The organism is Ruegeria sp. E1 (genome assembly GCF_056534225.1).
The window spans coordinates 143,160-165,256 of sequence record NZ_JBQFPE010000008.1; the positions used below are offsets into that span (position 1 = coordinate 143,160).

Consider the following 22,097-nt stretch of genomic DNA (forward strand, 5'->3'; position numbering starts at 1 on the left):
TCCAACCCAGAAATCCGTAAAAAATCCTTGTGCCTCAGGGTGGAACCGCTAACGTGCCAGTCCCGCCTGTTTCGGCACGCAAGTCAGAGGAATTGAGGGTATGAAGATCAGCATTGAACGCGGCACCCTTCTCAAGGCCGTTTCGCAGGCCCAATCGGTTGTTGAACGGCGCAATACAATTCCGATCCTCGCAAATGTGCTGATCGAGGCCGAAGGCGATCAGGTGCAGTTTCGCGCCACCGATCTGGATATCGAAGTGGTCGACAAGGCCCCTGCTCAGGTCGAGAAAGCGGGTTCGACAACCGTGGCGGCGACGACGCTGCACGAGATTGTCCGCAAACTGCCCGACGGTGCGCTTGTGACGCTGACCGCCGACAGCGCGGCAGGGCGTTTGACGGTTGAGGCCGGGCGCTCGAACTTCTCGCTGGCGACGCTGCCTAAGGAAGATTTCCCGGTGATGGCGTCCTCGGAATATCAATCGAACTTCACCGCCTCGGCTGCGCTGCTGCGGCGGTTGTTCGACAAGTCGAAATTCGCGATTTCCACGGAAGAAACACGGTACTACCTGAACGGCGTTTATATGCATGTCACCGACGGTTCGGATGGTGGCAAAGTGCTGCGCTGTGTGGCCACCGACGGCCACCGTCTGGCGCGCATCGATGCGGATTGCCCGGATGGCGCCGCGGACATGCCGGGGGTGATCGTGCCACGCAAAACCGTGGGTGAACTGCGCAAGCTGCTGGAAGACGATGAGATGGACATCGCCGTTTCGGTCAGCGAAACCAAAGTGCGCTTTGCGACGCCCGATATCACGCTGACATCCAAGGTGATCGACGGCACCTTCCCGGACTACACCCGCGTTATCCCGCAGGGTAACACCCGCAAGCTGGAGGTAGATGCCGCCGAATTTGCGCAGGCCGTTGATCGCGTTGCGACGGTTTCCTCGGAACGCTCGCGCGCGGTCAAGCTGCAGTTGGACGCAGACAAATTGGTGTTGTCGGTCAATGCACCGGACAGTGGTGCCGCGGAAGAAGAACTGGCCGTGGCCTATGGCGATGAGCGGTTGGAGATCGGGTTCAACGCCAAATATCTGCTGGAGATTGCGTCTCAGGTCGATCGTGAGAATGCGGTATTCATGTTCAACTCGGCCGGTGATCCGACCCTGATGCGTGAAGGCAATGATCAGAGCGCGGTGTATGTGGTCATGCCGATGCGCGTCTGATCGCGCTGGCGCGCGATGCCTCCGGCGGGAGTATTTTTGAAAAGATGAAGGGAGGGGTCATGGGATTGGCCCTGACCGAACTTACGGTCTCGCATTTTCGGTCTCATAAGCTGGCGCGATTGTCTTTGGATGGTCGGCCGGTGGCGATCCATGGGCCGAACGGGGCCGGTAAGACCAATATTCTGGAAGCCGTGTCGCTGTTTTCACCAGGGCGCGGGATGCGGCGGGCCAGCGCGGCGGAAATGACTCGGCGGCCCGAAGCGCTGGGCTGGAAACTGTCGGGACTGTTGCACGTGCAGGGGCAGGCCTATGAGATCGAGACCTGGTCTGAAGGCGGCGCGGCGCGGCAGGTTCGGATTGATGAGAAGTCTGCGACACAGATCGATCTGGGGAAGCTGGCGCGGGTCGTTTGGCTGATCCCGTCGATGGACCGGCTCTGGATTGAAGGGGCTGAGGGGCGGCGGCGGTTCTTGGACAGGATTGCGCTGAGTTTCGATCCGTCGCACGCCGAGGCATCGTTGACCTATGAAAAGGCGATGCGCGAACGGAACCGACTGCTGAAGGAACAGGTCCGGGATGCGCATTGGTATGCGGCATTGGAGGGGCAGATGGCCGAAACCGGGTATCGCATCCATAGAGCCCGTCTGACGGCGTTGGAGCATCTGCAGATGGCTCAGGAGCAGGCCGAAACCGCGTTTCCGGCTGCGGACCTGGAATTGGTGCAGACCGAAGGTGCGATGCCTGAAACAGCAGAGGACTTGCGTGAAGCCTTGGATGAAAGCCGGTTTCGCGATCTGGCGGCAGGGCGCACTTTGGTGGGGCCGCATCGGTCGGATTTGTATGGGGTCTTTGCCGCCAAGGGAGTTCCGGCCAAGGATTGCTCGACCGGGGAACAGAAGGCGCTGCTGGTCTCGTTGATCCTGTCCAATGCGCGGGCGCTGGCTGGGATGGTGGGCGCGCCGCCGATTGTGCTGTTGGATGAGGTGGCCGCGCATCTTGATGCGGGACGGCGGGCGGCGCTGTACGATGAGATTTGCGCGCTGGGCGCTCAGGCCTGGATGACGGGCACCGGGCCTGAGCTGTTTGCGGAATTGGGGGACCGGGTCCAGACGCTGACTGTCAATGACAGCGGCGAAGGCTCGGTCGTCTCTTAGGCGGGTTCGCCGACTTTGCGTTCCCACATGAAACCGCGCATCACCTCGTCGACCGGAGTTTGTGCCATGTGGTTGACGTAGTTCGACATGGTTTTTTGCGCCAGGCCCAGAACCACGTCCAGAACGGCGCGGTGAGAATAGCCTGCGTCAAAGAAGGCTTGCAGTTGGGCGTCGGTCGGGTTGCCGCGGGTTTCCATCACTTGCAGGGTAAAGGTGCGCAGAGCTTCAAGCTTGGCTGACGGCAACGGGGTTTCGTTGCGCAGGGCCTCGGAGATGTCGTCCGAGACCTTCATCATCTTGGCGATACCGGTATGGGCGGGGACGCAATAGTGGCATTCATTTTCGACATTGATCGTCTGCCAGACGACAGTTTTTTCGTCATTGTCAAAATCGGTCTGCAGGAACAGGTGATGCAGAACCTGATAGCCTTCAAGGTGCTGGGGGCTTTCGGCCATGACCTTGTGCAGGCCGGGCAGACGGCCAAACGCGGCCTGTGACTTTTGCAGCAACGGTTTGGACCCTTCGGGTGCGGTTGTCAGGTCGTGCGAAGGAAAATCAGCCATGTGGGAACTCCTTTTCTGGCGCGGTGAGGCAGATTTAATCTTTCTTGAGCGATCACTCAAGTATATATTTGAGCAATCGTTCAAGAATTGGTGAAATTGATGCCGCGAAAACCGACCTATGACCGAGACGCGCTGATTGCGCAGGCGCGGGATATCTTCTGGCGTCAGGGGTGGGCCGGAACCTCGCTGAAGGATCTTGAGTGGGAATTGAAGCTGAAACCGGGCAGCTTCTACGCGGCTTTCGGGTCAAAAGATGCGCTCTATGCGTTGACGCTTGAACGCTATGCGCAGGACGGAGTGGCGCGGTTGATGGCAATGGCGGATGCGCTGGGGCCGCTTGACGCGCTAAAGGCGCAGCCGCATGTGGTGATTGATGAGGCCGAAATGCCGGCACGGGCCTGTATGCTAGCGAAGACATATGCGGAATTGCAGGCCAAAGGGCATGATCTGGCGGACAAGGCCAGCGGACATATGGCCGAGATGAAAGCCTGCTTTGCCACCCTGTTTCGCCGCGCGCAGCAGGCAAGTGAAATTGGTCCGGATCACGACCCCGACCGACTGGCCGCGCGGTATCAGTCGGACCTTCTGGGCCTGCGTTTGTCAGCCGAACGCAAGGACGTGAACGCCGCCGAAATCGCCGCTGATATCGCCGCAGACCTTGACCGGCTGTGATCTGCCGGAAAAGACGACAAGTGGCACAAAATCTTGGGGGATAGCGTGACAATCCCCACCAGAAAACGTATAAGTTACCAAAATAATATAGGTACTGACGGAATGTCCGAAGACGCACAGGCACCCCAGGAATACGGCGCAGATTCCATTAAAGTTCTCAAAGGGTTAGAGGCGGTTCGCAAACGCCCAGGCATGTATATCGGGGACACCGACGATGGCTCGGGTCTGCACCATATGGTTTACGAGGTTGTCGACAACGGAATTGATGAGGCTCTGGCCGGTCACGCCGACCATGTGACGGTGAAAATCCACGCCGATTCCAGCGTCTCGGTCAGCGACAATGGGCGTGGAATTCCGGTGGATACCCACCCCGAAGAGGGCGTTTCCGCGGCTGAGGTTATCATGACCCAGCTACATGCGGGCGGGAAGTTCGACAGCAACTCGTACAAGGTCTCAGGCGGTCTGCACGGGGTTGGCGTTTCGGTTGTGAACGCCCTGTCCGATTGGCTGGAACTGCGCATTTGGCGCAATGGCAAGGAGCACGTGGCGCGGTTCGAAGGTGGCGAAACCGCCGAGCATTTGAAAGTTGTGGGCGAATGCGGCGACCGCACCGGAACCGAGGTGCGGTTTCTGGCCTCGACCAACACATTCTCGAACCTTGAGTATTCCTTCGAGACATTGGAAAAGCGTCTGCGCGAACTGGCCTTCCTGAACTCGGGTGTGCGGATCATCCTGATCGACGAACGCCCCGCAGAACGGCTGGAGACTGAGCTGTTCTACGAAGGCGGCGTTAAGGAATTCGTCAAATATCTCGACCGGTCCAAGACGGCTGCGATGCCCGAGCCGATCTATATCAAAGGCGAGCGCGACGAGATTGGTGTCGAAATCGCCATGTGGTGGAATGACAGCTATCACGAGACGGTGCTGCCTTTTACCAACAACATCCCACAACGTGATGGCGGTACGCATGTGGCCGGTTTCCGGGGTGCACTAACCCGCACGATCAACAACTATGCGCAATCCAGTGGGATCGCGAAAAAGGAAAAGGTCAGTTTCACCGGCGATGACGCGCGCGAAGGTCTGACCTGCGTGTTGTCGGTGAAAGTACCCGATCCGAAATTCTCATCCCAGACCAAGGACAAGCTGGTCAGCTCTGAGGTACGCCCGGCGGTCGAAGGTCTGATGAACGAGAAACTGGCCGAGTGGTTCGAGGAAAACCCCAACGAGGCCAAAACCATCGTCGGCAAGATCATCGAGGCAGCGCTGGCCCGCGAGGCTGCCCGCAAGGCCCGCGAACTGACCCGCCGCAAAACGGCGATGGATGTGAACTATCTGGCCGGGAAGCTGAAGGATTGTTCTGAGAAAGACCCCTCGAAAACCGAGGTCTTTCTGGTCGAGGGGGACTCGGCAGGTGGCTCCGCCCAAACAGGCCGAGACCGTCTGACTCAGGCGGTTCTGCCCCTGCGTGGTAAAATCCTGAACGTTGAACGGGCGCGGTTCGACCGGATGCTGTCCTCGCAGGAGATCGGCAATCTGGTCATGGCGCTGGGCACCGGCATTGGCCGCGATGAGTTCAATATCGAGAAACTGCGCTACCACAAGATCGTCATCATGACCGATGCGGATGTGGACGGCGCGCACATTCGCACCCTGTTGCTGACCTTCTTCTATCGCCAGATGCCGGAACTGATCGAGGGCGGGTATCTCTATATCGCGCAGCCGCCGCTCTATAAGGTTTCTCGTGGGAAGTCAGAGGTTTATCTGAAAGACCAAGCCGCTTTGGATGACTACCTGATCAATCAGGGCGTCGAGGGCGCAGTACTGAAATTGGGTTCGGGCGAGGAAATCATCGGGCAGGACCTGACCCGCGTGGTCGACGAGGCACGCCAGTTGAAACGGGTTCTGGACGCCTTCCCAACCCATTACCCGCGTCACATTCTGGAGCAGGCCGCCGTCGCCGGCGCCTTCGTGCCCGGTGCCGTGGATGCCGACCTGCAAGGTGTCGCTGACAAGGTTGCCGCCCGGCTTGACCTGATCGCATTGGAGTACGAGCGCGGCTGGCAAGGTCGGATCACGCAGGACCATGGCATCCGACTGGCCCGCATCCTGCGCGGCGTTGAAGAGGTCCGCACGCTGGACGGCCCCATGCTGCGCTCGGGCGAGGCGCGCAAGACCGGCAGCTTCACCCAAAGCCTGCAAGAGGTCTACAGCACCTCGGCCACCCTGATCCGCCGCGACCGCAGCCAGATCATCCACGGCCCGCTGGACCTGCTGCGTGCCATTCTGGAAGAGGGCGAAAAGGGCCTGTCGCTGCAGCGCTACAAGGGTCTGGGCGAAATGAACCCCGATCAATTGTGGGAAACCACCCTCGACCCCGACGCCCGCACCCTGCTACAGGTGCGCGTCGATGACATGGTCGAGGCTGATGACCTGTTCACCAAGCTGATGGGCGACGTCGTGGAACCAAGACGCGAGTTCATTCAACAGAATGCATTAAGCGTCGAGAATCTCGATTTCTGAAGCCGTTGTAGGTGCGCGCATACCACTTCGCGCACCCCATATCCGCCAAAAACCTAAAGCTGTGAACCAATAGGCAAAATACCTAGAAATCCTGCAACTATTTGATCCCAGGTCGAGCCTGTCGGCTCTGAGTGATATACGATAACGTTGCCATCGTCGCCTCTTGTCGCCCATTTAAGCTGACCCGCATTCTCGAGCGTCACGTTATATGTGTATGCGGGTAGCGCGTCGTCCAAGGCACCCATGGACTGTGCAGTCAAAGCTGGCGAGTCAATCAAAATTCCCATCTCGGTGTTAATGTTGACAGACCGCGGGTCCCAGTTGAATGACCCGACGAACAAGTATCGGCCATCAACTGCAAATGCCTTGGAATGCAGGCCTGACCTGGATTGAGCCCAGTTAATACCTCGGCGTTGGACCTGATAGGCGTCCGGTCGCAGCTCATAGAGTTCTACTCCACCGCGCAGAAGTGCTCGGCGTTTCTTGGCATAATGCGCGTAAACGGGTGCAACATCGTTGGATGCAAGCGAATTGGTTACGACTTTTACGTTGACCCCGCGGCTTTCCAGTTCGGTCAGCCATTTCACACCGTCGTTGCGCGGCACGAAATAGGCAGAGACGATATTCACCTCACTGCTGGCATTCTCAAAATACGGAAGTAGTTGAGATGCAAGAACAGGACCAGAATTCTCAATCCCCGCGGCTTTTGAAGGTGGATCAGCATAAAGTTTCGCAGGCAGCCAATCCAGTGACAGGGCACCATCTGAAAAGTTTTCTTGTGCAGACTTTCTGAGGGCCGCACCGTACTGGGTTTGCTTCGCTTCCTCGACCAGTTCGTTCAACCTGCTGCGCGCATCGCCAAGGTCAAAATCCTGAGGTTCTCCAACGACCACACGAGCCGGAACCGCGAACTCGCTGTTCCAGTAAGAGTCAAAGCTGCGCGACACCTCGCGTACAACGGGGCCTGCGGCCAGCACATCCAGATCAGCGTAGTTCATTTCTTCCCGTGCAAGAAAATACTCGGCGCCGATATTTCGCCCACCCACAATCGTGAACACGTTGTCGGCTGTCATGGATTTGTTGTGCATTCTTCGATTGATGCGTTTGAAATCCGTCAGCCCCGCGATCAACAGGCTTTGTTCCCGCCAGAACGGATTGAACAACCTGATCTCAATATTCTTGTGATTGTCCAACGCCGCGGTCATCGCGTCGTAGCTGGACGTATCCATGTCGTCCAGCAACAACCTGACACGAACACCCCGATCTGCCGCTTGCAAAAGACTGGCGGCAAACAGGTGACCGGTGGGGTCGTCGTGCAGAAGGTAGTATTGGGCGTCTATCGTTCTCTCGGCCGCGGCAGCCAGCAAAAGCCTTGAGACAAGAGCTTCCTCGCCGTCACTGATCAGCTTGACCCCCGACCGACCGTCTTTGGGATCGCCAAGCCGGTTGGCTGCCCGACCAAGAGCTGAGCGCGAGTCTGCAGGCAGCGAAACCGATGCCGTCTTTTCATAGGTGCGCGTTTTGGGAGCGCAAGCAACAAGGGTCAACGCGCATAAAATACAAACCACGAACTTCCATCGGACCATCAGCTTCCTCCGTCCCCATGTCCTAGGTGACAACGCCGAGACGGGTGATTGCAAGTTTGTTCTGTGAAGCTTGAAGTCGTTTCGCTGGTCGTTGTTGATTTGATGAAACCCTCAACTGCCTCATGCAGGTTTGTTTTTTGACGCAACCTCAATTCAAACGTACTCTATCGGCAACCAAGCGCAAACGAGGACCATGCCTGAACCCGAATACAGAAATAACTCTGCCGCGGAACCTTCGTCGCGTGCTGTAGCCGATGGTATGGGTGTGGCAACAGAGGAATTCAGAATTTCGATGCCAATCGGGATCGGAGCCGTTGTGGCTGCACTCGCTTCTTTGGCTACGTGCTATTCCGGGATATTGCTGACCTATCTGATTGGCTACGATGCACTTTCCATAAACCCACATGCGCAAGCGGTGCTCATGTGGGTGTTTGCATTGCTGGCGGTTAGTTTCTTATGGAGAGATCGGAAACGACATGCCAAAGAGCTTCCACTCGTCCTCGGTGGGATTGCTGCTGCTATCCTGATTGTCACGCTGTATTTCGGCTATGACGAACGCGTCGAAGCACTCGCCTATGTGCTTTTGGTGATTGCGGCATTGCTGAATCAGAACTTCATTCTCGATGCGTTAAACCACACGGTTCGAAACCAGACGCATGAAATAGAAGCTTTGAACGAAAGACTGACCGAGAAGGTAAGGCGCCAGGAAGGCGAGATTGACAGGCTGGGGCGACTCAAACAATTCCTTGCTCCTCAGGTGGCAGAGCTTGTCGTCGAAGAAAACTCTGACGAGCTTCTCAAAACGCATCGTCAGTATATCTCTTGCCTTTTCTGCGATATCCGGAATTTCACCGCCATTTCCGAAGCGATTGAGCCGGAAGATGTCATAACTCTTCTGCAGCAATTCCACGATGAGGTTGGTCAACTTGTTGCCCGGCACAAAGGAACAATTGGATACCGAGCCGGAGATGGGTTGATGGTGTTCTTCAATGATCCGGTTCCCTGCGATAAACCCGTCCTGCAAGCCGTGCGGTTGGCCACAGCAATAAACGAAGCCTTCGAAGGAATACGAGCACCCTGGCAGAAACTTGGTCATGCGATGGGCCTGGGTATCGGGATCAGCAGCGGTTACGCGACGCTTGGGCTTATTGGGTTTCATGGTCGTGCCGACTACACCGCTATCGGCGGTGTGGTGATCACTGCATCAAGGCTTTGCGATTTTGCCAGCGACGGGCAGATCCTATTAAACCAACGGGCGCTTCTGGACATAGAAGATTATGTCGAGACCGAAGAACTGGGAGAACGGGAACTGAAGGGCATCGGCAATCCTGTGCAGATTTTTCGTGTTCTCAGTCTCTCTGATCAGGCAAATTGATGTGCTTTTGTTTTCAGGAGCTAATTCAATCCTTGCAGTGCCCCGCTGCACTATCGACCCACCTATCTGAGGCAGCTGTTAGGGGCATCCTGTTCGATCGCGAGGACCGTAGCCTTATTGATCTGCGTCGTGTCCAACCCGGTTGCGGATTAACAGATCATTGAGTTCTGGTTTGCTGGCGCAGGGTCGATGGGTCTAGCCAGAATATCCTGATCGCCCGAAGCGCATTGAATACTGCCTGCAAAGAAACTCTGTGACTTATATCTTATGCCCAGTAAACTCTGGTCTTGTGTGTGTTTCATTAGTTGGCGCAGGAGCTGCGAACGCAGGTGGGTGGAAAGAGGACATCGGAAGAGACGAAAAGCTCGGCGTCGTCTGCGCAAAGTGGGGGGCTCAGCGCAGATGATCAGCAGGCGCGGTTCGAAGCTACTGCGCGGATCATGCAGGCGATCTCTGAGACCAAGGATGACATTCAGCCAGTATGCGACCTGATTGTAACGCTGGCAAAAGATCTCTGCGATGCCATTTTTGCAGGTCTGGTTCTCGGGCAAGAAGGGGATGCGCGTCAGCAACTGATTGCCAGCGTCAATCTGCACCCGGATATTCAGCAGCTATGGCTCGACGGCAAATACACGATGGAGCCAGGCAACTCCATCGTGACGGACACTATTCTCAGCGGTAAGACCAGGCGTGTTGTCGACATGGGCGACACCGATTTCCACAAATCGGGCGATGAGCGCTTTAAGCTCATTGTCGACACGCATGGGTGCAGAAGCAATCTGTTTGTTCCTTTGAAAGTGGCGGGCAGTGCAATCGGATGTCTGATGCTGGCACGGGATGAGGTGCGACCTTACTCCGACGATCAAGTTCAGCTGGTTGAAACCTTCGCCGCGCAGGCGGTCATTGCAATTGAAAATGTTCGCCAGTTTAGCAAGTTGCAGGTCCGTCTGGCTCGTGAGGGGGCAACGCGCGATGTGCTTGAGACGATCAGTCGGTCTCGGGACGATGAAGCGCCGGTCTTTCAGACGATCCTGGAAAACACGGCCCGGCTTTGCGAAACAGACGTAGCCACGTTGAGCCTGCTAAATGAGGCAGGAACGCATCTTGAATATGCGGCCCATTTTGGCGAGCAATTGGCGACTTACGAGGTCGGCGTGGATCGCTGGTCTTTGGACTCAAATTTACAGATCGCCGAATCCGTGCGGAAAGCGCGGGTCATTCACAATGTCGATTTGCGCCAGACTGATCACTATATCAACGGGGATCCTTGGCGCCGGCAATTGGTTGACGAGGAAGGCGTCCGTTCGTTTCTGACAGTTCCTTTGATGTCGTCGAATGGTGATCCGGTAGGCGTCATCGGGATTTACCGGCGTGAGGTGCGACCCTTTACCGACGACGAGATTTCCTTGGTCGAGGGCTTTGCGGCCCAGGCTGTGATCGCAATCGACAATACCCGTCAAATGAAAGAGCTGCACACCCAGTTGGAACGCCAAGCGGCGACGCAGGAGGTTCTGAGTGTCATCAGCAAAAGCCGGGACAACGATGCACGCGTCTTTGAAGCGGTGCTGCAGCAGGCTACGGAAATCTGTGACGCGGATCAGGCGGCACTTCTTTTGGTCAACACTGCTGGAACCCATATTCGACTGGCAGGAGCATGGGGTCACAACAGAACCGACCTCCAATTAGGAGAAGAGTGGCCGCTTGATGGTTCCATCACGGCTGCCGCAGCGATACGAAATTGTAAGGTCGTACGCGTTGCCGATATTGTTGACACCGATTTCTACCGTTCGGGTGATCCTACCGCCGTTAAAATGGTCGAGGTCGAAGGCATCAGGTCACGGGTTGTAGTCCCGTTGATGCAAGGGGAACAGGCGATTGGTGCGATTGCGGTCAGCCGCCGCGAAGTCCGCCCGTTTTCTGATCCCGACGTACAATTCATTGAAGAGTTCGCCAAACACGCCGTCATTGCCATCGAGAACACGCGCCAGTTTCGCGAGGTTCAGGAACGACTTGAGCGGGAAAAAGCCTCCCGAGAAATCCTCGAAGTCATCAGCCGCAGCCGCGACGACGAAGGGCCGGTCTTCCAAAGCATTCTCGAAAACTCCAGCCGATTGTGCAAAGCGCCGCTCGCCTTCTTATGTGTGGCTGATCACGAACGCGGAATCGCAACGATCCCAGCCAATATTGGTGCGAGAACCGATTTTGACGAAGCGCTCAAAAATTTTGAGGAGCCGCTTACGCGCACTGAATTAATTGCGATCAAACCGATGATCGATGGCGAGGTCATTCGCCAGGACGATATCGCGAACGATCCCCTTTACCTCAGGGATCGTGACCCGAAACGGGTTCAGATGGTCGAGATTGAAGGGGCCCGCTCGGTTCTGGCGGTTCCGTTGATGAAGGATGGCCTGGGTCTCGGTGTAATTGTCCTCTATCGCCGTGAGGTTGCGCCTTTCTCAGATGATGATGTGGCGCTGGTCCAAACCTTCGCGGCTCAAGCCGTGATCGCAATGGAAAACGTCCGCCAGTTCCGCGAAGTTCAGGATCGGACAGCCGAAGTAACGCAAGCTTTGGAATACCAGACCTCTACATCCGAAGTGCTGCGGGTGATCTCGGCGTCACCAAATGAGTTGGCGCCCGTTCTCGACGCTATCCTCAAAGAAGCGTCGCGCATCTGCGAATTGCAGGATGCCTATGTAGCGATGCTGAACCCCGACGATCAGCTCTTTCATGTTCATGCGATACTTACGCAGGACACGACTTTTGCGGAATACGTCAAAGCGCATCCTATTTCACCTGATGAAAGCGGTGTAAGCGGGCGTGCCATTCTGTCGAAACGCACCACCTATATCGAAGATGTCGAAACCGAGACGTCTTATACTTGGATGGAAGAAAGCGGCGTCGGGGAATACAGGTCCGTGCTCGGCGTCCCGTTGGTCAAGAATGGCGTTGTCGTAGGTGTAATTTCAGTCGGGTCAACCGAGGTTTCGGGATTTTCCACCAAGCAGATTCAGTTATTAGAAACATTCGCCGACCAAGCGATTATCGCCATTACGAATGCCAACCTGTTCCGCGAAGTCGAGGAACGCACTGCCGAAGTCGTGCAGTCACTGGAATACCAGACTGCCACGTCCGAAGTATTGGATGTCATCTCTCGCTCGCCTAACGATCTTCCACGGGTTCTGGATGCGATCCTGGAAGTTTCCTCACGTATCTGCGACCCGGAATATGCATTCTTCGCAATGCGGGATGCTGACGATGGGTTGTACCGTGTGGCCATGTCCCACAACGTGAGCGATGCGTTTTTAAGCTATTTATCAGACAACCCCATAGCCCCAGAGGAAGGTTCGTGCATCGGCCGCACGGCCCTTCATGGCAAGACCGTCTATATCAAAGACACGCGCAAGGATCCGACCTACACATGGAAAGTGGCGGCAGAGATCGGCGATTACCTCACCACGCTGGGCGTCCCCTTGGTCAGCGATGGCGTGACCGTTGGTGTTATCGTCATGGCACACCGGAAATCCGGGGCGTTTAGTGAAAAACAGATCAACCTGTTAGAGACATTCGCGTCCCAGGCCGTGATCGCCATCAACAACACCCGGTTGTTCAAAGAAGTGCAGGCGCGCACTGCAGAGGTCGAAGAGGCGCTCGACTATCAAACAGCCACGTCTGAAGTGCTGGGAGTGATCTCGCGCTCGCCAAACGAACTCGATCCCGTACTCAAAGCTATATTGCAAGTGGCGGTTCGCATCTGCAAACCCGAGGCGTCTTACGTCGCACTGCTGAATGAAGAAACCGGAGTCTACGACATTGCTGCGACCCATAATTCTGCCGCAGCTCATTACGACGTCATAACCCGTCAGGTGCTTGTTCCAGACAAGGGCACGACCACGGGACGCGCCGCGCTGACAGGCAAGACGGTGTATATTGAAGATTTTGAGCACGACCCGGATTATGCTTGGAAAGAAGAAGCACTGGGTGCCGGATTTCGTTCGGCTTTAGGGGTTCCGCTGGTAAAGGATGGGATCACGCTCGGCGTGATTTCACTTGCTCATTCAAAAATTGGGGCGTTCTCGGACAAGCAGATAGCTTTGGTTGAAACCTTCGCCTCGCAAGCGGTAATTGCGCTTGGAAATGCGCATCTTTTCGATGAGGTGACGGCCCGAACCGAGGAAGTTGAGGAATCGTTAGCGTACCAGAAAGCCACAAGCGAGGTACTCGAAGTTATTTCCCGATCTCCTGACGCATTGGAGCCCGTACTGGAGGCGTTGCTGGCCGTTTCGTCCCGCATTTGTCGCCTGCAGGATGCCTTCGTGGCGCTTAAGACACCCGAAGACGGGAAGTACCATTATTTTGCCGGGCACAATTTGTCGGGCAAATTCGCGGATTTTTTGAAGGCGCATCCTTTTGAGCCCGGGGAAACTTCAGCCACGGCACGTGCGCTTCTGCATGGACGGGCCGACTATGTTGAAGATACGCAAGCTGACCCCAATTACGATCCGCTGCTCAAATCCAATCTCGAAGGCTATCGATCCGTCCTTTCCGTGCCACTGATCCGAGATGGTGACACAATTGGCGTTATCAGCATGGGAAGCCGAACCACTGCGGCTTTTGACGAAAAGCAAATCAAGCAGATGGAGACGTTCGCGTCCCAAGCGATTATCGCCATTCAGAACTCGCAACTCTTCAACGATACGCAAACCGCGCTTGCCCGCCAAACCGCCAGTGCGGACGTTCTAAGAGTTATTTCTGAATCCCCAACCGATACCAAGCCGGTTTTCGAGAAGATTGTCGCGCTGGCGACGACCCTCATAGATTGCGACCTGTCGATTGCTATTCAGGCGAACAAGACTGAACTCTGGCAAATCGCCGCCGCGACACCAGATGGCGTCGAAGAAATCACGTGGACCGAGCGCCTGCCAATTGATCCCGAAGACAATTTGCCGTCCAAGGCAATCAAGAACGGCAAGACCTTGCATTTGCCCGAGTGGCGGTCCGATGAGCTACCCCCACGCGATCAGGAAATCATCCGCAGGAAAGGGTTCAAGTCTTCGCTGACAGTGCCTCTGATGCGGGGGACGGAATGTTTCGGTGCCTTGGTGTTCATCCGAAAGACGGCCAAAGTTTTCAGCGAAGATGAAGTCGCCATTGCCGAGTCCTTCGCGGATCAGGCCATCATCGCGCTGGAAAATGTTCGCCTGTTTAATGAAACTCAGGCGTCCTTGGCACGTCAGACTGCGAGCGCTGATGTATTGCGGGTGATCAGTCAATCGCCGACGGATACGACGCCTGTTTTTGAGGTGATCGTAGATTCCGCGACACGGCTTGTTTCGTGCGACATGGCCGGTGCGGCGTTGTCGGATGAGAGTTTCTGGTGGCAAGTGGCTTTGGCCTCGCCCAAGGGGCTGATACGTGATTTCGGAAGAACCCGGCACCCGCTGGATCCGCATGACAATTTTTTGTCGTCCGTATTGCTGTCTGGAAAAACCATGCATGTGCATGATTTGTCGTCGGGTGACCTGCCGCGGTTGGCAAAGAAGCTTCACGAAGAAAGCGGTTTTGAAGCTTTCCTTGGCGTACCATTGATGCGCGGAGGCAAGTGTCTGGGCGGCCTCTATTTCATCAGGAAATCCAAAACACCCTTCTCGGATGACGATGTTGCAATGGCCGAGTCATTTGCCGATCAATCTGTTATTGCCATCGAAAACGTACGCCTTTTCCGCGAAGCTGAGGAAGCGCGCGAGGCTGCTGAAACTGCCAACGAAGCAAAAAGCGCATTCCTGGCCACCATGTCACACGAGATCCGCACGCCGATGAATGCGGTAATCGGGATGAGCGGCCTGTTGATGGACACAGAGTTGGATGCCGAGCAAAGCGACTATGCAAACACCATCCGCGATAGTGGTGACGCGCTGTTGGGTATCATCAATGAGATCCTCGACTTCTCGAAAATTGAAGCGGGGCAGATGGATATCGAAAACCATCCGTTCGACCTGCGCGAATGCATAGAAAGCGCACTCGACTTAGTCAGCGGTAAAGCCGCCGAGAAACAGCTGGATTTAGCCTATGAGTTCGATGACGCTCTACCGCTGGCGATTAGCGCGGATCTGACCAGATTGCGGCAAATTCTGCTGAACCTGCTTTCTAACGCAGTGAAGTTCACCGAGAGCGGCGAAGTGGTTCTGTCTGTTGAACAATCTGCGAAGGTGCAGGGATCGCTCGAACTGATGTTCAAAGTCCGAGACACTGGAATCGGCCTATCAAAAAAAGGTATGAGCCGATTATTTCAGTCATTCAGCCAGGCAGATAGTTCAACGACCAGAAAATATGGCGGCACTGGTCTGGGTCTTGCGATCTCGAAGCGTCTTGCGGAACTTATGGGCGGGACCATGTGGGCCGAAAGCGATGGCGAAGGGAGCGGGTCCACCTTCGTTTTCAAGATCCAGGCCAAACCTGCAAAGCCAGTTAAATCGTCTTCTCGCAGTCTTGTTGGCGTTCAGCCAGAACTCGAAGGCAAGCGAATTTTGATGGTGGACGACAATGCCACCAATCGTAAAATCCTTTCTCTGCAAACCGAGAAATGGGGCACGCAGACCACGACGTGTGGATCTCCGTCAGAGGCGCTGCGCATACTTGAAGAAGGCGTCGAGTTCGATTTGGCCATTCTCGACATGCATATGCCTGACATGGATGGAGAAGAGCTCGCCAAAAGGGTTCGCGCCAAGAAACCAGGCTTGCCACTCATCCTTTTCAGTTCACTCGGCCCGCGCGACATAGATCTGGAAGATGGGCTCTTTGCCGCCAACCTTGCCAAACCTCTGCGCCAATCCCACCTGTTCGATACCCTGGTCACATTGTTCGCGACTGAAAAGGTGCGCGTGAAGCCGTCCAAACCTCAGGGCAAACCCCAAACAGATCCGGATATGGCAACGCGACATCCGCTGCGGATTTTGCTGGCCGAGGATAATTTGGTGAACCAGAAACTTGCGCTGCGACTGCTGGAACAGATGGGATATCGCGCGGATTTGGCCAGCAATGGTGTTGAAGCGGTCGAAAGCGTCAACCGGCAAACATACGATATCGTTTTCATGGATGTGCAGATGCCTGAGATGGACGGGCTTGAGGCGTCTCGCCGTATCAACAAAGCGCATCCGGATGGCAGTCGTCCTCGCATAGTTGCGATGACCGCGAACGCCATGCAGGGCGACCGTGAGATGTGCCTGAAAGCAGGGATGGACGACTATATCACCAAACCGATCCGCGTACCGGTCCTCATTGAAGCCCTGTTAAATTCCCCCAGAATAAGAAGGTGATCCATGACAAACAGCCCAATTGATCATGAAATCTTCATGGAGCTGAAAGACGCTACAGGCGAAGATTTTGCAGCCGAGCTTGTGAACACCTTTCTCGACGAAGCGCCTGGCATGATTGACGAATTGAAAGCGGCTGCGGGCGCGGCTGATGCCGACCGATACCGCCGTGCTGCGCATTCCATCAAGTCGAATGCCAATACCTTTGGGGCGATTGCTCTTGCCGAACGGGCCAGGAAAATCGAGCTCGGAGAGCTGCCTGAGGTCGGAGACCTTACAGACGCGACGGCGTTGGAAACCGACCTTACCATTGCTGCAGCTGCTTTACGGAGCCTGATTGATGTCTGACGCCCCCGGTCATTTGCTCATCGTCGATGACAACAAGGTGAACCGCTTGCTGTTGTCGCGCAGCGTTGAGCTTTTGGGTCACCAGGCATCGGTTGCGGAAAACGGCCGGGTCGCAATGGAGATGTTGTCTAGCCAGCCGTTTGATTTGCTTCTGCTGGATATCGAAATGCCTGAAATGGACGGCTTTCAGGTTCTGGAAGCCATCAAATCAGACACCGACCTGCGTGATCTGCCGGTGATCGTGACGTCATCTGTTGAGGGGCTCGACAATGTCGTGCGCTGTATCGAATTGGGTGCGGAAGACTACCTGCCAAAACCGGTCAATAAGACACTTCTTGGTGCGCGCGTCTCCAGCGGCCTTGAAAAGAAAAGACTCCGGGACGAGCAGAAGCGTCTGCTAGAGCGCTTTGCAACAACGGAGGTCGCACAAGACCTGCAAGAGTCCGGCTTTGCCATAGGTGGCAAGCGTGCCAATGCTTCAGTCCTCTTCTGTGACATTCGCGGTTTCACGACCTTGTCTGAAAATCTCGCGCCAGAGGAAACAATTGACCTGCTCAACACGTTCTACACGTTGATGTTCGAGGCAGTTACCAGCAATGGCGGAATTGTCAGCCTGATGTTGGGTGACGGTTTGATGGCTCTCTTTGGAGTTCCGCAACCACTGCCCAATACTGCGCAAAGCGCGGTGGCGGCAGGTCATGAAATGCACAACATGATCGAGATGTTAAATCTCGAACGGCGTACTGAAGGGAAAAGCGACTTGAAAATCGGCATCGGAATAGCGACGGGTGAAGTCGTGGCCGGCTATGCCGGAACGGACAATCGGGCCACGTATACTTGTATCGGATCAACCGTAAACCTAGCTGCGCGCCTTGAGTCAGAAACACAGAAAACAGGAAGCCGGATATTGATTGATCAAGAAACGTTCGGCCTGCTGGAAGGGGCAACCGTGTTGGAGACATTTGGTGGAACCATGATCAAAGGTTTCTCCGATCCGTTCGACATCCATGCGCTATGACCATTCATGCAATGTTATGCAGGCACCCATAAGTTTGATCAGTTTCACGATTGTAGCGCAAAAATCAGTCCTTTGAAGCCCCGTGACACCAGGCCGTATCGTTGGAACCGGGCGGGCCTGTTGCCGCAAATCCCCGGTCAGCTCATGTCGGGATTTGGACCCGGCAAGCCAGACCGCCAAGATCTGCAGATGTGCCTAATTTCAGCTTGCCACCATAAGCGTTCAACAGGTCAACGGATATGGCCAGACCCAATCCGGTGCCGCTGACTGAGGTATCCAGCCGCTCGCCGGACCGAAGCACCCCTTTTCGCGCTTCCTCCGGAACTCCGGGCCCGTCATCCTCGATACAGATCTCGATGCCGCTTGCGCCGCGTTTTGCGGCGATGCGAATGGTTGACCGACACCATTTGAGCGCGTTGTCCAGAAGGTTTCCGATCACTTCTTCGATGTCCTGAGTATCCATCCTGACCCAAAGACCGGCCTCGCTTTCTGTAACAAGCGTTTTCCCCTCCCGCTCGGTCATGACGGAAAACAGTCTCGACAGTCTTTCGACCGAATGCGACAGGTCCGTTCTGGAATGGGTCAGTTCGCCGGTGTTTGATGCACGCATCCGCGCAAGCGAACGTGTAAGCTGTGCGTCGATCCGGGCCAGAGCGTCCTCGGCCGGCTTGGTATCTGCTCCGGTCTCAGACAGGCTGGTCAACTCGTTTCGCAGTATTGCGGTCGGTGTCTTGAGCGCGTGCGCCAGGTCTGCCGCCTGTCGCCGCGAGCCGGTGACAATCTCGCGATTTCGAGTCAGCAACTGGTTCAGATCCTCCACCAGCGGCGAAACCTCTTCCGGATAGTCTTCGGGCCGCAGATCGTCGCCTTTATCCCAGCGATGCATCACGTCCGCGCGCAGCTTTCGCAGGGGGCCGATAATGGCCGACATCAGCAAAAGCGAACCTGCGACACCAATCAGACCAACCAGACCAAAGACCGGAAGAAGGTTGCTTTGCGCCGCACGCCGCTCGCTGATCAGTTCAAGCCGGCTTTCGGCGACGGTGACGCCCCATTCGGTTCCGTCCTCAAACGTGATTTTCTGAAAGGCGCTGCGCACAGCCTCGCGATCGGGGCCTGTGGTATTCCAGACCGTAACGTCCTGGCCCGCCCGCACGGGCTCGGCGATCGTTTCGTCAAACAGGGACGCCGAGGTGAACGTGGCCCCGTTGCCATCTGTAACCTGCCAGTACCTGCCGGAATAGGGCGTGCCATAGGCCGGGTCAAACATCAGGTCGCGCAACGCATCAGGGGCATCCGTGGTGGCACTCAACCCGACGACAAGCTGGGTGTGTCTGTCGCGCAGAGTCTCGTCGAACTGTTCCAGAACGCGCGTATTGATATAGGAAAACACGACCAGCGTACCAACGCCGACAGACAGTGCACCAGTGGCCAGACCGCCAAGCAAGGCACGATGGCGCAGCGATAGCATCAGGCGGTATCGATCATGTAACCGCGTCCTCGAACCGTCGTGATCAGGTCGGGGCCCAGCTTCTTGCGCAGGCGGGTTATGAAAACGGCAATCGTGTTCGAGTCCCTGTCGCCGTCGTACTCGTAAATATGTTCGGACAGTTCGGTCCGGGACACCATGCGCCCGATATTATGCGCAAGATAGGTCAGAACCGCGATCTCCTGCGCGGTCAGATCGACAGGGATTCCACCAACGCTGACGCGCCCGTTCCGCGTATCCAGCGAAACCTCTCCCATTTCGATAACCGGGTTCATCTGACCGCTTTGCCGACGCAGAATTGCCCGGACGCGCGCCGCCAGTTCCGGCATATGAAAGGGCTTGGTCATGTAATCATCCGCGCCCGCGTCAAGCCCGTCCACGCGTTCGCTCCAGCCGTCCCGGGCGGTAAGGATCAGAACCGGCGTCTTGACGCCCGCACTGCGCCATTCGCGCAGAACGGAAATACCGTCGCGCTCGGGCAAACCGATATCGAGTATGATCATGTCATAAGGTTCGGTGGCCCCCATGTGCAGGGCGTCGGTTCCGTTCTGGGCAACGTCGACCACGCGACCCTCAGCCCCCAGTAGCTTTTTGATCTGCTCGCAAAGCTGCGGTTCATCTTCAGCTAGAAGTACTCTCATTTCTAAAAGCTACAGTCACAACCGCTCTGGTTTAAGCCCTATTTTTTGCCCTTACCATTGCCACCGGAATTTCCGCCGCCATTGCCGCCGGAGTTTCCGCCCCCATTACCACCGGAATTGCCGCCGCCGTTACCGCCACTGTTGCCACCACCGTTACCGCCGCCATTCCCGTTACCGCCGCCGTTGCCACCACCGTTACCGTTGCCGCCACTGTTGCCACCGCCACCGTTGCCATTGCCATTGCCGCCGCGATTGCTGTTGCCGCCGGCATTGCCGCGGTTGGACGAAGCCCCGCGCGCAGCGTTGGTGTTGCGATTGTTCGTGGATTTGGCAGAACTGGACCGGGCCGCTTTCGATATCTCGCGGCCCACGCTGGATCGGTTGGAAACAACCGCCCCGGTTTGCGCGTTCACGATCACGCTGACGATCTTCCCGTTCGGTTTCTTGACCAGGATGCGATAATAGATCTCATCGGACTGAAACGCGCGGGCATCGACCGGGGTGCCGCCATAGGCTTTCTCGACGCCTTTGATGACCCGCTTAAGCCCGATGGTGTTGCCCGTCAGCGTCGCCCTGCGCAATTCGCCCTGCTTCAGTTCGCGCGCGTCGGCAGCCGCCTGCCCACCGGGCAGAGCAGCAAGCAGGCTTGCAGCCATCAGAAATGCCATTGCACGCATGAGAACCCTCATAATCTTCGCGCTCAAGACTACGTTGTTTGACGTGAACCGACGATGAACAAGCAGTTAGCCCTGCGTTCAAGCACCCTCAAGTTAAATGAGGGCAAGGATGGTCGATTCGTTTGCGAATCGAGACACTTGAACACAATGCGTCGGACGGCGAGCCCGTTCCGACAAGGAGATCGATATGAAAACCACTTTGGGATTGCTGAGAGCTTCGACCGTGGCCATCGCCTTGCTGGGCTCGGCTGCAATTGTTGCCACCATCGCCGCTCCGGACGTTGCTTTTGCCAAAGAAGGCAAGGGCAATGGCGGAGGAAAGGGCAATGGCGGCGAAAAAGGTAACGGCGGCGGCAAGGGCAATGGCGGCGGCAATGGCAATAGTGGTGGCAAGGGCGGTGGCGGCGATCACAGCTCGGCCGGTAAGAAAGGTGGCGGAAACGGGGCCGACAAAAGCCGCGGGGGGCGCAAAGCGGGTAAATCCGGCGGCGGGCGGTCCAAATCCAAATCCTCGCGGTCCGCATCCGGTAAATCCGGTGGCTTTTCGCTAAAGGAATTCTTCAACGGCAAGGGCAAAACGCGCACCGCGACGACCTCGGGGAAAAGCTCGAAGCAAAAGACGACAACGCGCAAGGCGCCCTCGAAAACCGTGATCGTCGAAGAATCGGTGCGCCCGGCAATCCGGACCAAAGGCAATAAGATGGCTGCACTGCTAGGGGCCCATCCATCAGAGTTGGGTGCTCTGAATGCCGCCAATGCAAGCGAGACCGCGCTGGCCAATGCATCGCCAAACTCGCGCGTCGGGCGCATTGCCAACTACCGCGACACGGTTCTGGACGGAGAGCCCCTGCGCGAAGAACTTGCCAAGCAGTTGGAAGAACTCACCGGACTTGAGCCACCCGAGCGGACGATTCCCGAGATCGAACAGGAACTGGAAACCGCTCTGAACGATGTTCAGGACAATCAGGAAAAGGTGAATGAGCTTGAGCAGGCGCTGGAAGACGCCGGTGGAACCAACCCCGAGATCGAAGAGCAACTCGCCGATGCGCGCGCCGAACTGGATAGCTCGGTTGAAGAAGCGCAGAACCTGAATGACGAAAGACAGGCTGCGGTCGACTACGAAGACGCAAAGCAAGAGGTTCAGGATCTGGCCGATCAGGTTGAAGAACAGAACCTGGCCGAGCGCGAGGCGCTGGAAGCTGCGGCCAACAAACCGGTCACCGATGCCGTCGAGGCAGAAGTCAGATCGCTTCTGGGCCTGTAACCACAGGTCAACGGACCACGGGATCGATATCACCTTTCAGTGCTGACTGCTCACGGACGTGCTGAAAACCGGGCCAGCCATATGCTTCACAGGGGTGGGAAGCGGCTGGCCCGGATCATTTCCGGGCTATGGCTTTCGGAATCCCCAATCAGCCTTCCACATAAAGAAACCCCGCCCCTGGGACAGGGCGGGGTTTAGTCTTCAATTCCGGTATCTAGGACGAATATCGGGAATTGTGCGGGGGTTTGCTGAACT

Annotated in this window: 14 protein-coding genes; 9 read left to right on the forward strand and 5 right to left on the reverse strand. The window is 56.3% G+C overall.

What is annotated here, in order from left to right; translation table 11 throughout:
* Positions 1–100: 100 nt before the first annotated feature.
* On the forward strand, positions 101–1,222 hold the full coding sequence (gene dnaN / locus ACR0FG_RS12150; RefSeq protein WP_170711000.1) for a DNA polymerase III subunit beta: 1,122 nt from the start codon (positions 101–103) through the stop codon (positions 1,220–1,222).
* Positions 1,223–1,281: 59 nt separating this feature from the next.
* On the forward strand, positions 1,282–2,376 hold the full coding sequence (recF, locus tag ACR0FG_RS12155) for a DNA replication/repair protein RecF (protein ID WP_480893266.1): 1,095 nt from the start codon (positions 1,282–1,284) through the stop codon (positions 2,374–2,376).
* Here the strand turns inward: recF and ACR0FG_RS12160 are convergent.
* The gene (locus ACR0FG_RS12160; RefSeq protein WP_170710999.1) at positions 2,373–2,939 is read right to left on the reverse strand and encodes a carboxymuconolactone decarboxylase family protein; all 567 of its coding nucleotides are present in this window, start codon (positions 2,937–2,939) and stop codon (positions 2,373–2,375) included. The two genes, recF and ACR0FG_RS12160, sit on opposite strands and share 4 nt — an antisense overlap.
* Positions 2,940–3,038: 99 nt before the next feature.
* Between ACR0FG_RS12160 and ACR0FG_RS12165 the strand changes: the two genes are divergently transcribed.
* Entirely contained in the window at positions 3,039–3,611 is a 573-nt protein-coding gene (locus ACR0FG_RS12165) for a TetR/AcrR family transcriptional regulator (protein WP_480893268.1), read from the forward strand.
* 102 nt (positions 3,612–3,713) lie between these two features.
* Positions 3,714–6,131: a DNA topoisomerase (ATP-hydrolyzing) subunit B gene (gene gyrB, locus ACR0FG_RS12170; RefSeq protein ID WP_480893270.1), complete on the forward strand. Its 2,418-nt coding sequence runs from the start codon at positions 3,714–3,716 to the stop codon at positions 6,129–6,131.
* Positions 6,132–6,184: 53 nt separating this feature from the next.
* On the opposite strand, the gene ACR0FG_RS12175 is transcribed toward gyrB, so the two are convergent.
* On the reverse strand, positions 6,185–7,771 hold the full coding sequence (locus ACR0FG_RS12175) for a phospholipase D family protein (RefSeq protein WP_480893272.1): 1,587 nt from the start codon (positions 7,769–7,771) through the stop codon (positions 6,185–6,187).
* A gap of 139 nt (positions 7,772–7,910) precedes the next feature.
* Between ACR0FG_RS12175 and ACR0FG_RS12180 the strand changes: the two genes are divergently transcribed.
* From ACR0FG_RS12180 to ACR0FG_RS12195, 4 genes are all read left to right on the forward strand, one after another.
* Positions 7,911–9,092 (forward strand): adenylate/guanylate cyclase domain-containing protein, encoded by a 1,182-nt coding sequence (locus ACR0FG_RS12180; RefSeq protein ID WP_480893274.1) that lies wholly within the window; start codon positions 7,911–7,913, stop codon positions 9,090–9,092.
* A 305-nt stretch (positions 9,093–9,397) separates the two neighbouring features.
* Positions 9,398–16,408 (forward strand): GAF domain-containing protein, encoded by a 7,011-nt coding sequence (locus tag ACR0FG_RS12185; RefSeq protein ID WP_480893275.1) that lies wholly within the window; start codon positions 9,398–9,400, stop codon positions 16,406–16,408.
* 3 nt (positions 16,409–16,411) lie between these two features.
* A complete protein-coding gene (locus ACR0FG_RS12190) occupies positions 16,412–16,753 on the forward strand; it encodes an Hpt domain-containing protein (protein WP_170710993.1) in 342 nt (113 codons plus the stop codon).
* Positions 16,746–17,771, forward strand: a complete 1,026-nt coding sequence (locus ACR0FG_RS12195) for an adenylate/guanylate cyclase domain-containing protein (RefSeq protein WP_480893277.1) — start codon at positions 16,746–16,748, stop codon at positions 17,769–17,771. The genes ACR0FG_RS12190 and ACR0FG_RS12195 overlap by 8 nt, the downstream gene beginning before the upstream one ends.
* Positions 17,772–17,913: 142 nt before the next feature.
* Here the strand turns inward: ACR0FG_RS12195 and ACR0FG_RS12200 are convergent, their stop codons facing one another.
* The 3 genes from ACR0FG_RS12200 to ACR0FG_RS12210 are packed head-to-tail and all read right to left on the reverse strand — an operon-like array spanning position 17,914 to position 20,578.
* Complete coding sequence (locus ACR0FG_RS12200) at positions 17,914–19,242, reverse strand: ATP-binding protein (RefSeq protein WP_480893279.1); 1,329 nt, start codon at positions 19,240–19,242, stop codon at positions 17,914–17,916.
* A complete protein-coding gene (locus ACR0FG_RS12205; protein WP_170710982.1) occupies positions 19,242–19,901 on the reverse strand; it encodes a response regulator transcription factor in 660 nt (219 codons plus the stop codon). Before ACR0FG_RS12205 ends, ACR0FG_RS12200 begins: the two co-directional genes overlap by 1 nt.
* A 38-nt stretch (positions 19,902–19,939) precedes the next feature.
* Positions 19,940–20,578: a PepSY domain-containing protein gene (locus tag ACR0FG_RS12210; protein WP_480893281.1), complete on the reverse strand. Its 639-nt coding sequence runs from the start codon at positions 20,576–20,578 to the stop codon at positions 19,940–19,942.
* Positions 20,579–20,765: 187 nt separating this feature from the next.
* Between ACR0FG_RS12210 and ACR0FG_RS12215 the strand changes: the two genes are divergently transcribed.
* Positions 20,766–21,842, forward strand: a complete 1,077-nt coding sequence (locus ACR0FG_RS12215) for a hypothetical protein (protein WP_480893283.1) — start codon at positions 20,766–20,768, stop codon at positions 21,840–21,842.
* Positions 21,843–22,097: the final 255 nt, after the last annotated feature.

Bases quoted from the DNA above. Each gene is read 5' to 3' on its own strand.
- dnaN (WP_170711000.1), top strand. From the start codon at position 101: ATGAAGATCAGCATTGAACGCGGCACCCTTCTCAAGGCCGTTTCGCAG.
- recF (WP_480893266.1), top strand. From the start codon at position 1,282: ATGGGATTGGCCCTGACCGAACTTACGGTCTCGCATTTTCGGTCTCAT.
- ACR0FG_RS12160 (WP_170710999.1), bottom strand. From the start codon at position 2,939: ATGGCTGATTTTCCTTCGCACGACCTGACAACCGCACCCGAAGGGTCC.
- ACR0FG_RS12165 (WP_480893268.1), top strand. From the start codon at position 3,039: ATGCCGCGAAAACCGACCTATGACCGAGACGCGCTGATTGCGCAGGCG.
- gyrB (WP_480893270.1), top strand. From the start codon at position 3,714: ATGTCCGAAGACGCACAGGCACCCCAGGAATACGGCGCAGATTCCATT.
- ACR0FG_RS12180 (WP_480893274.1), top strand. From the start codon at position 7,911: ATGCCTGAACCCGAATACAGAAATAACTCTGCCGCGGAACCTTCGTCG.
- ACR0FG_RS12190 (WP_170710993.1), top strand. From the start codon at position 16,412: ATGACAAACAGCCCAATTGATCATGAAATCTTCATGGAGCTGAAAGAC.
- ACR0FG_RS12195 (WP_480893277.1), top strand. From the start codon at position 16,746: ATGTCTGACGCCCCCGGTCATTTGCTCATCGTCGATGACAACAAGGTG.
- ACR0FG_RS12200 (WP_480893279.1), bottom strand. From the start codon at position 19,242: ATGCTATCGCTGCGCCATCGTGCCTTGCTTGGCGGTCTGGCCACTGGT.
- ACR0FG_RS12205 (WP_170710982.1), bottom strand. From the start codon at position 19,901: ATGAGAGTACTTCTAGCTGAAGATGAACCGCAGCTTTGCGAGCAGATC.
- ACR0FG_RS12210 (WP_480893281.1), bottom strand. From the start codon at position 20,578: ATGCGTGCAATGGCATTTCTGATGGCTGCAAGCCTGCTTGCTGCTCTG.
- ACR0FG_RS12215 (WP_480893283.1), top strand. From the start codon at position 20,766: ATGAAAACCACTTTGGGATTGCTGAGAGCTTCGACCGTGGCCATCGCC.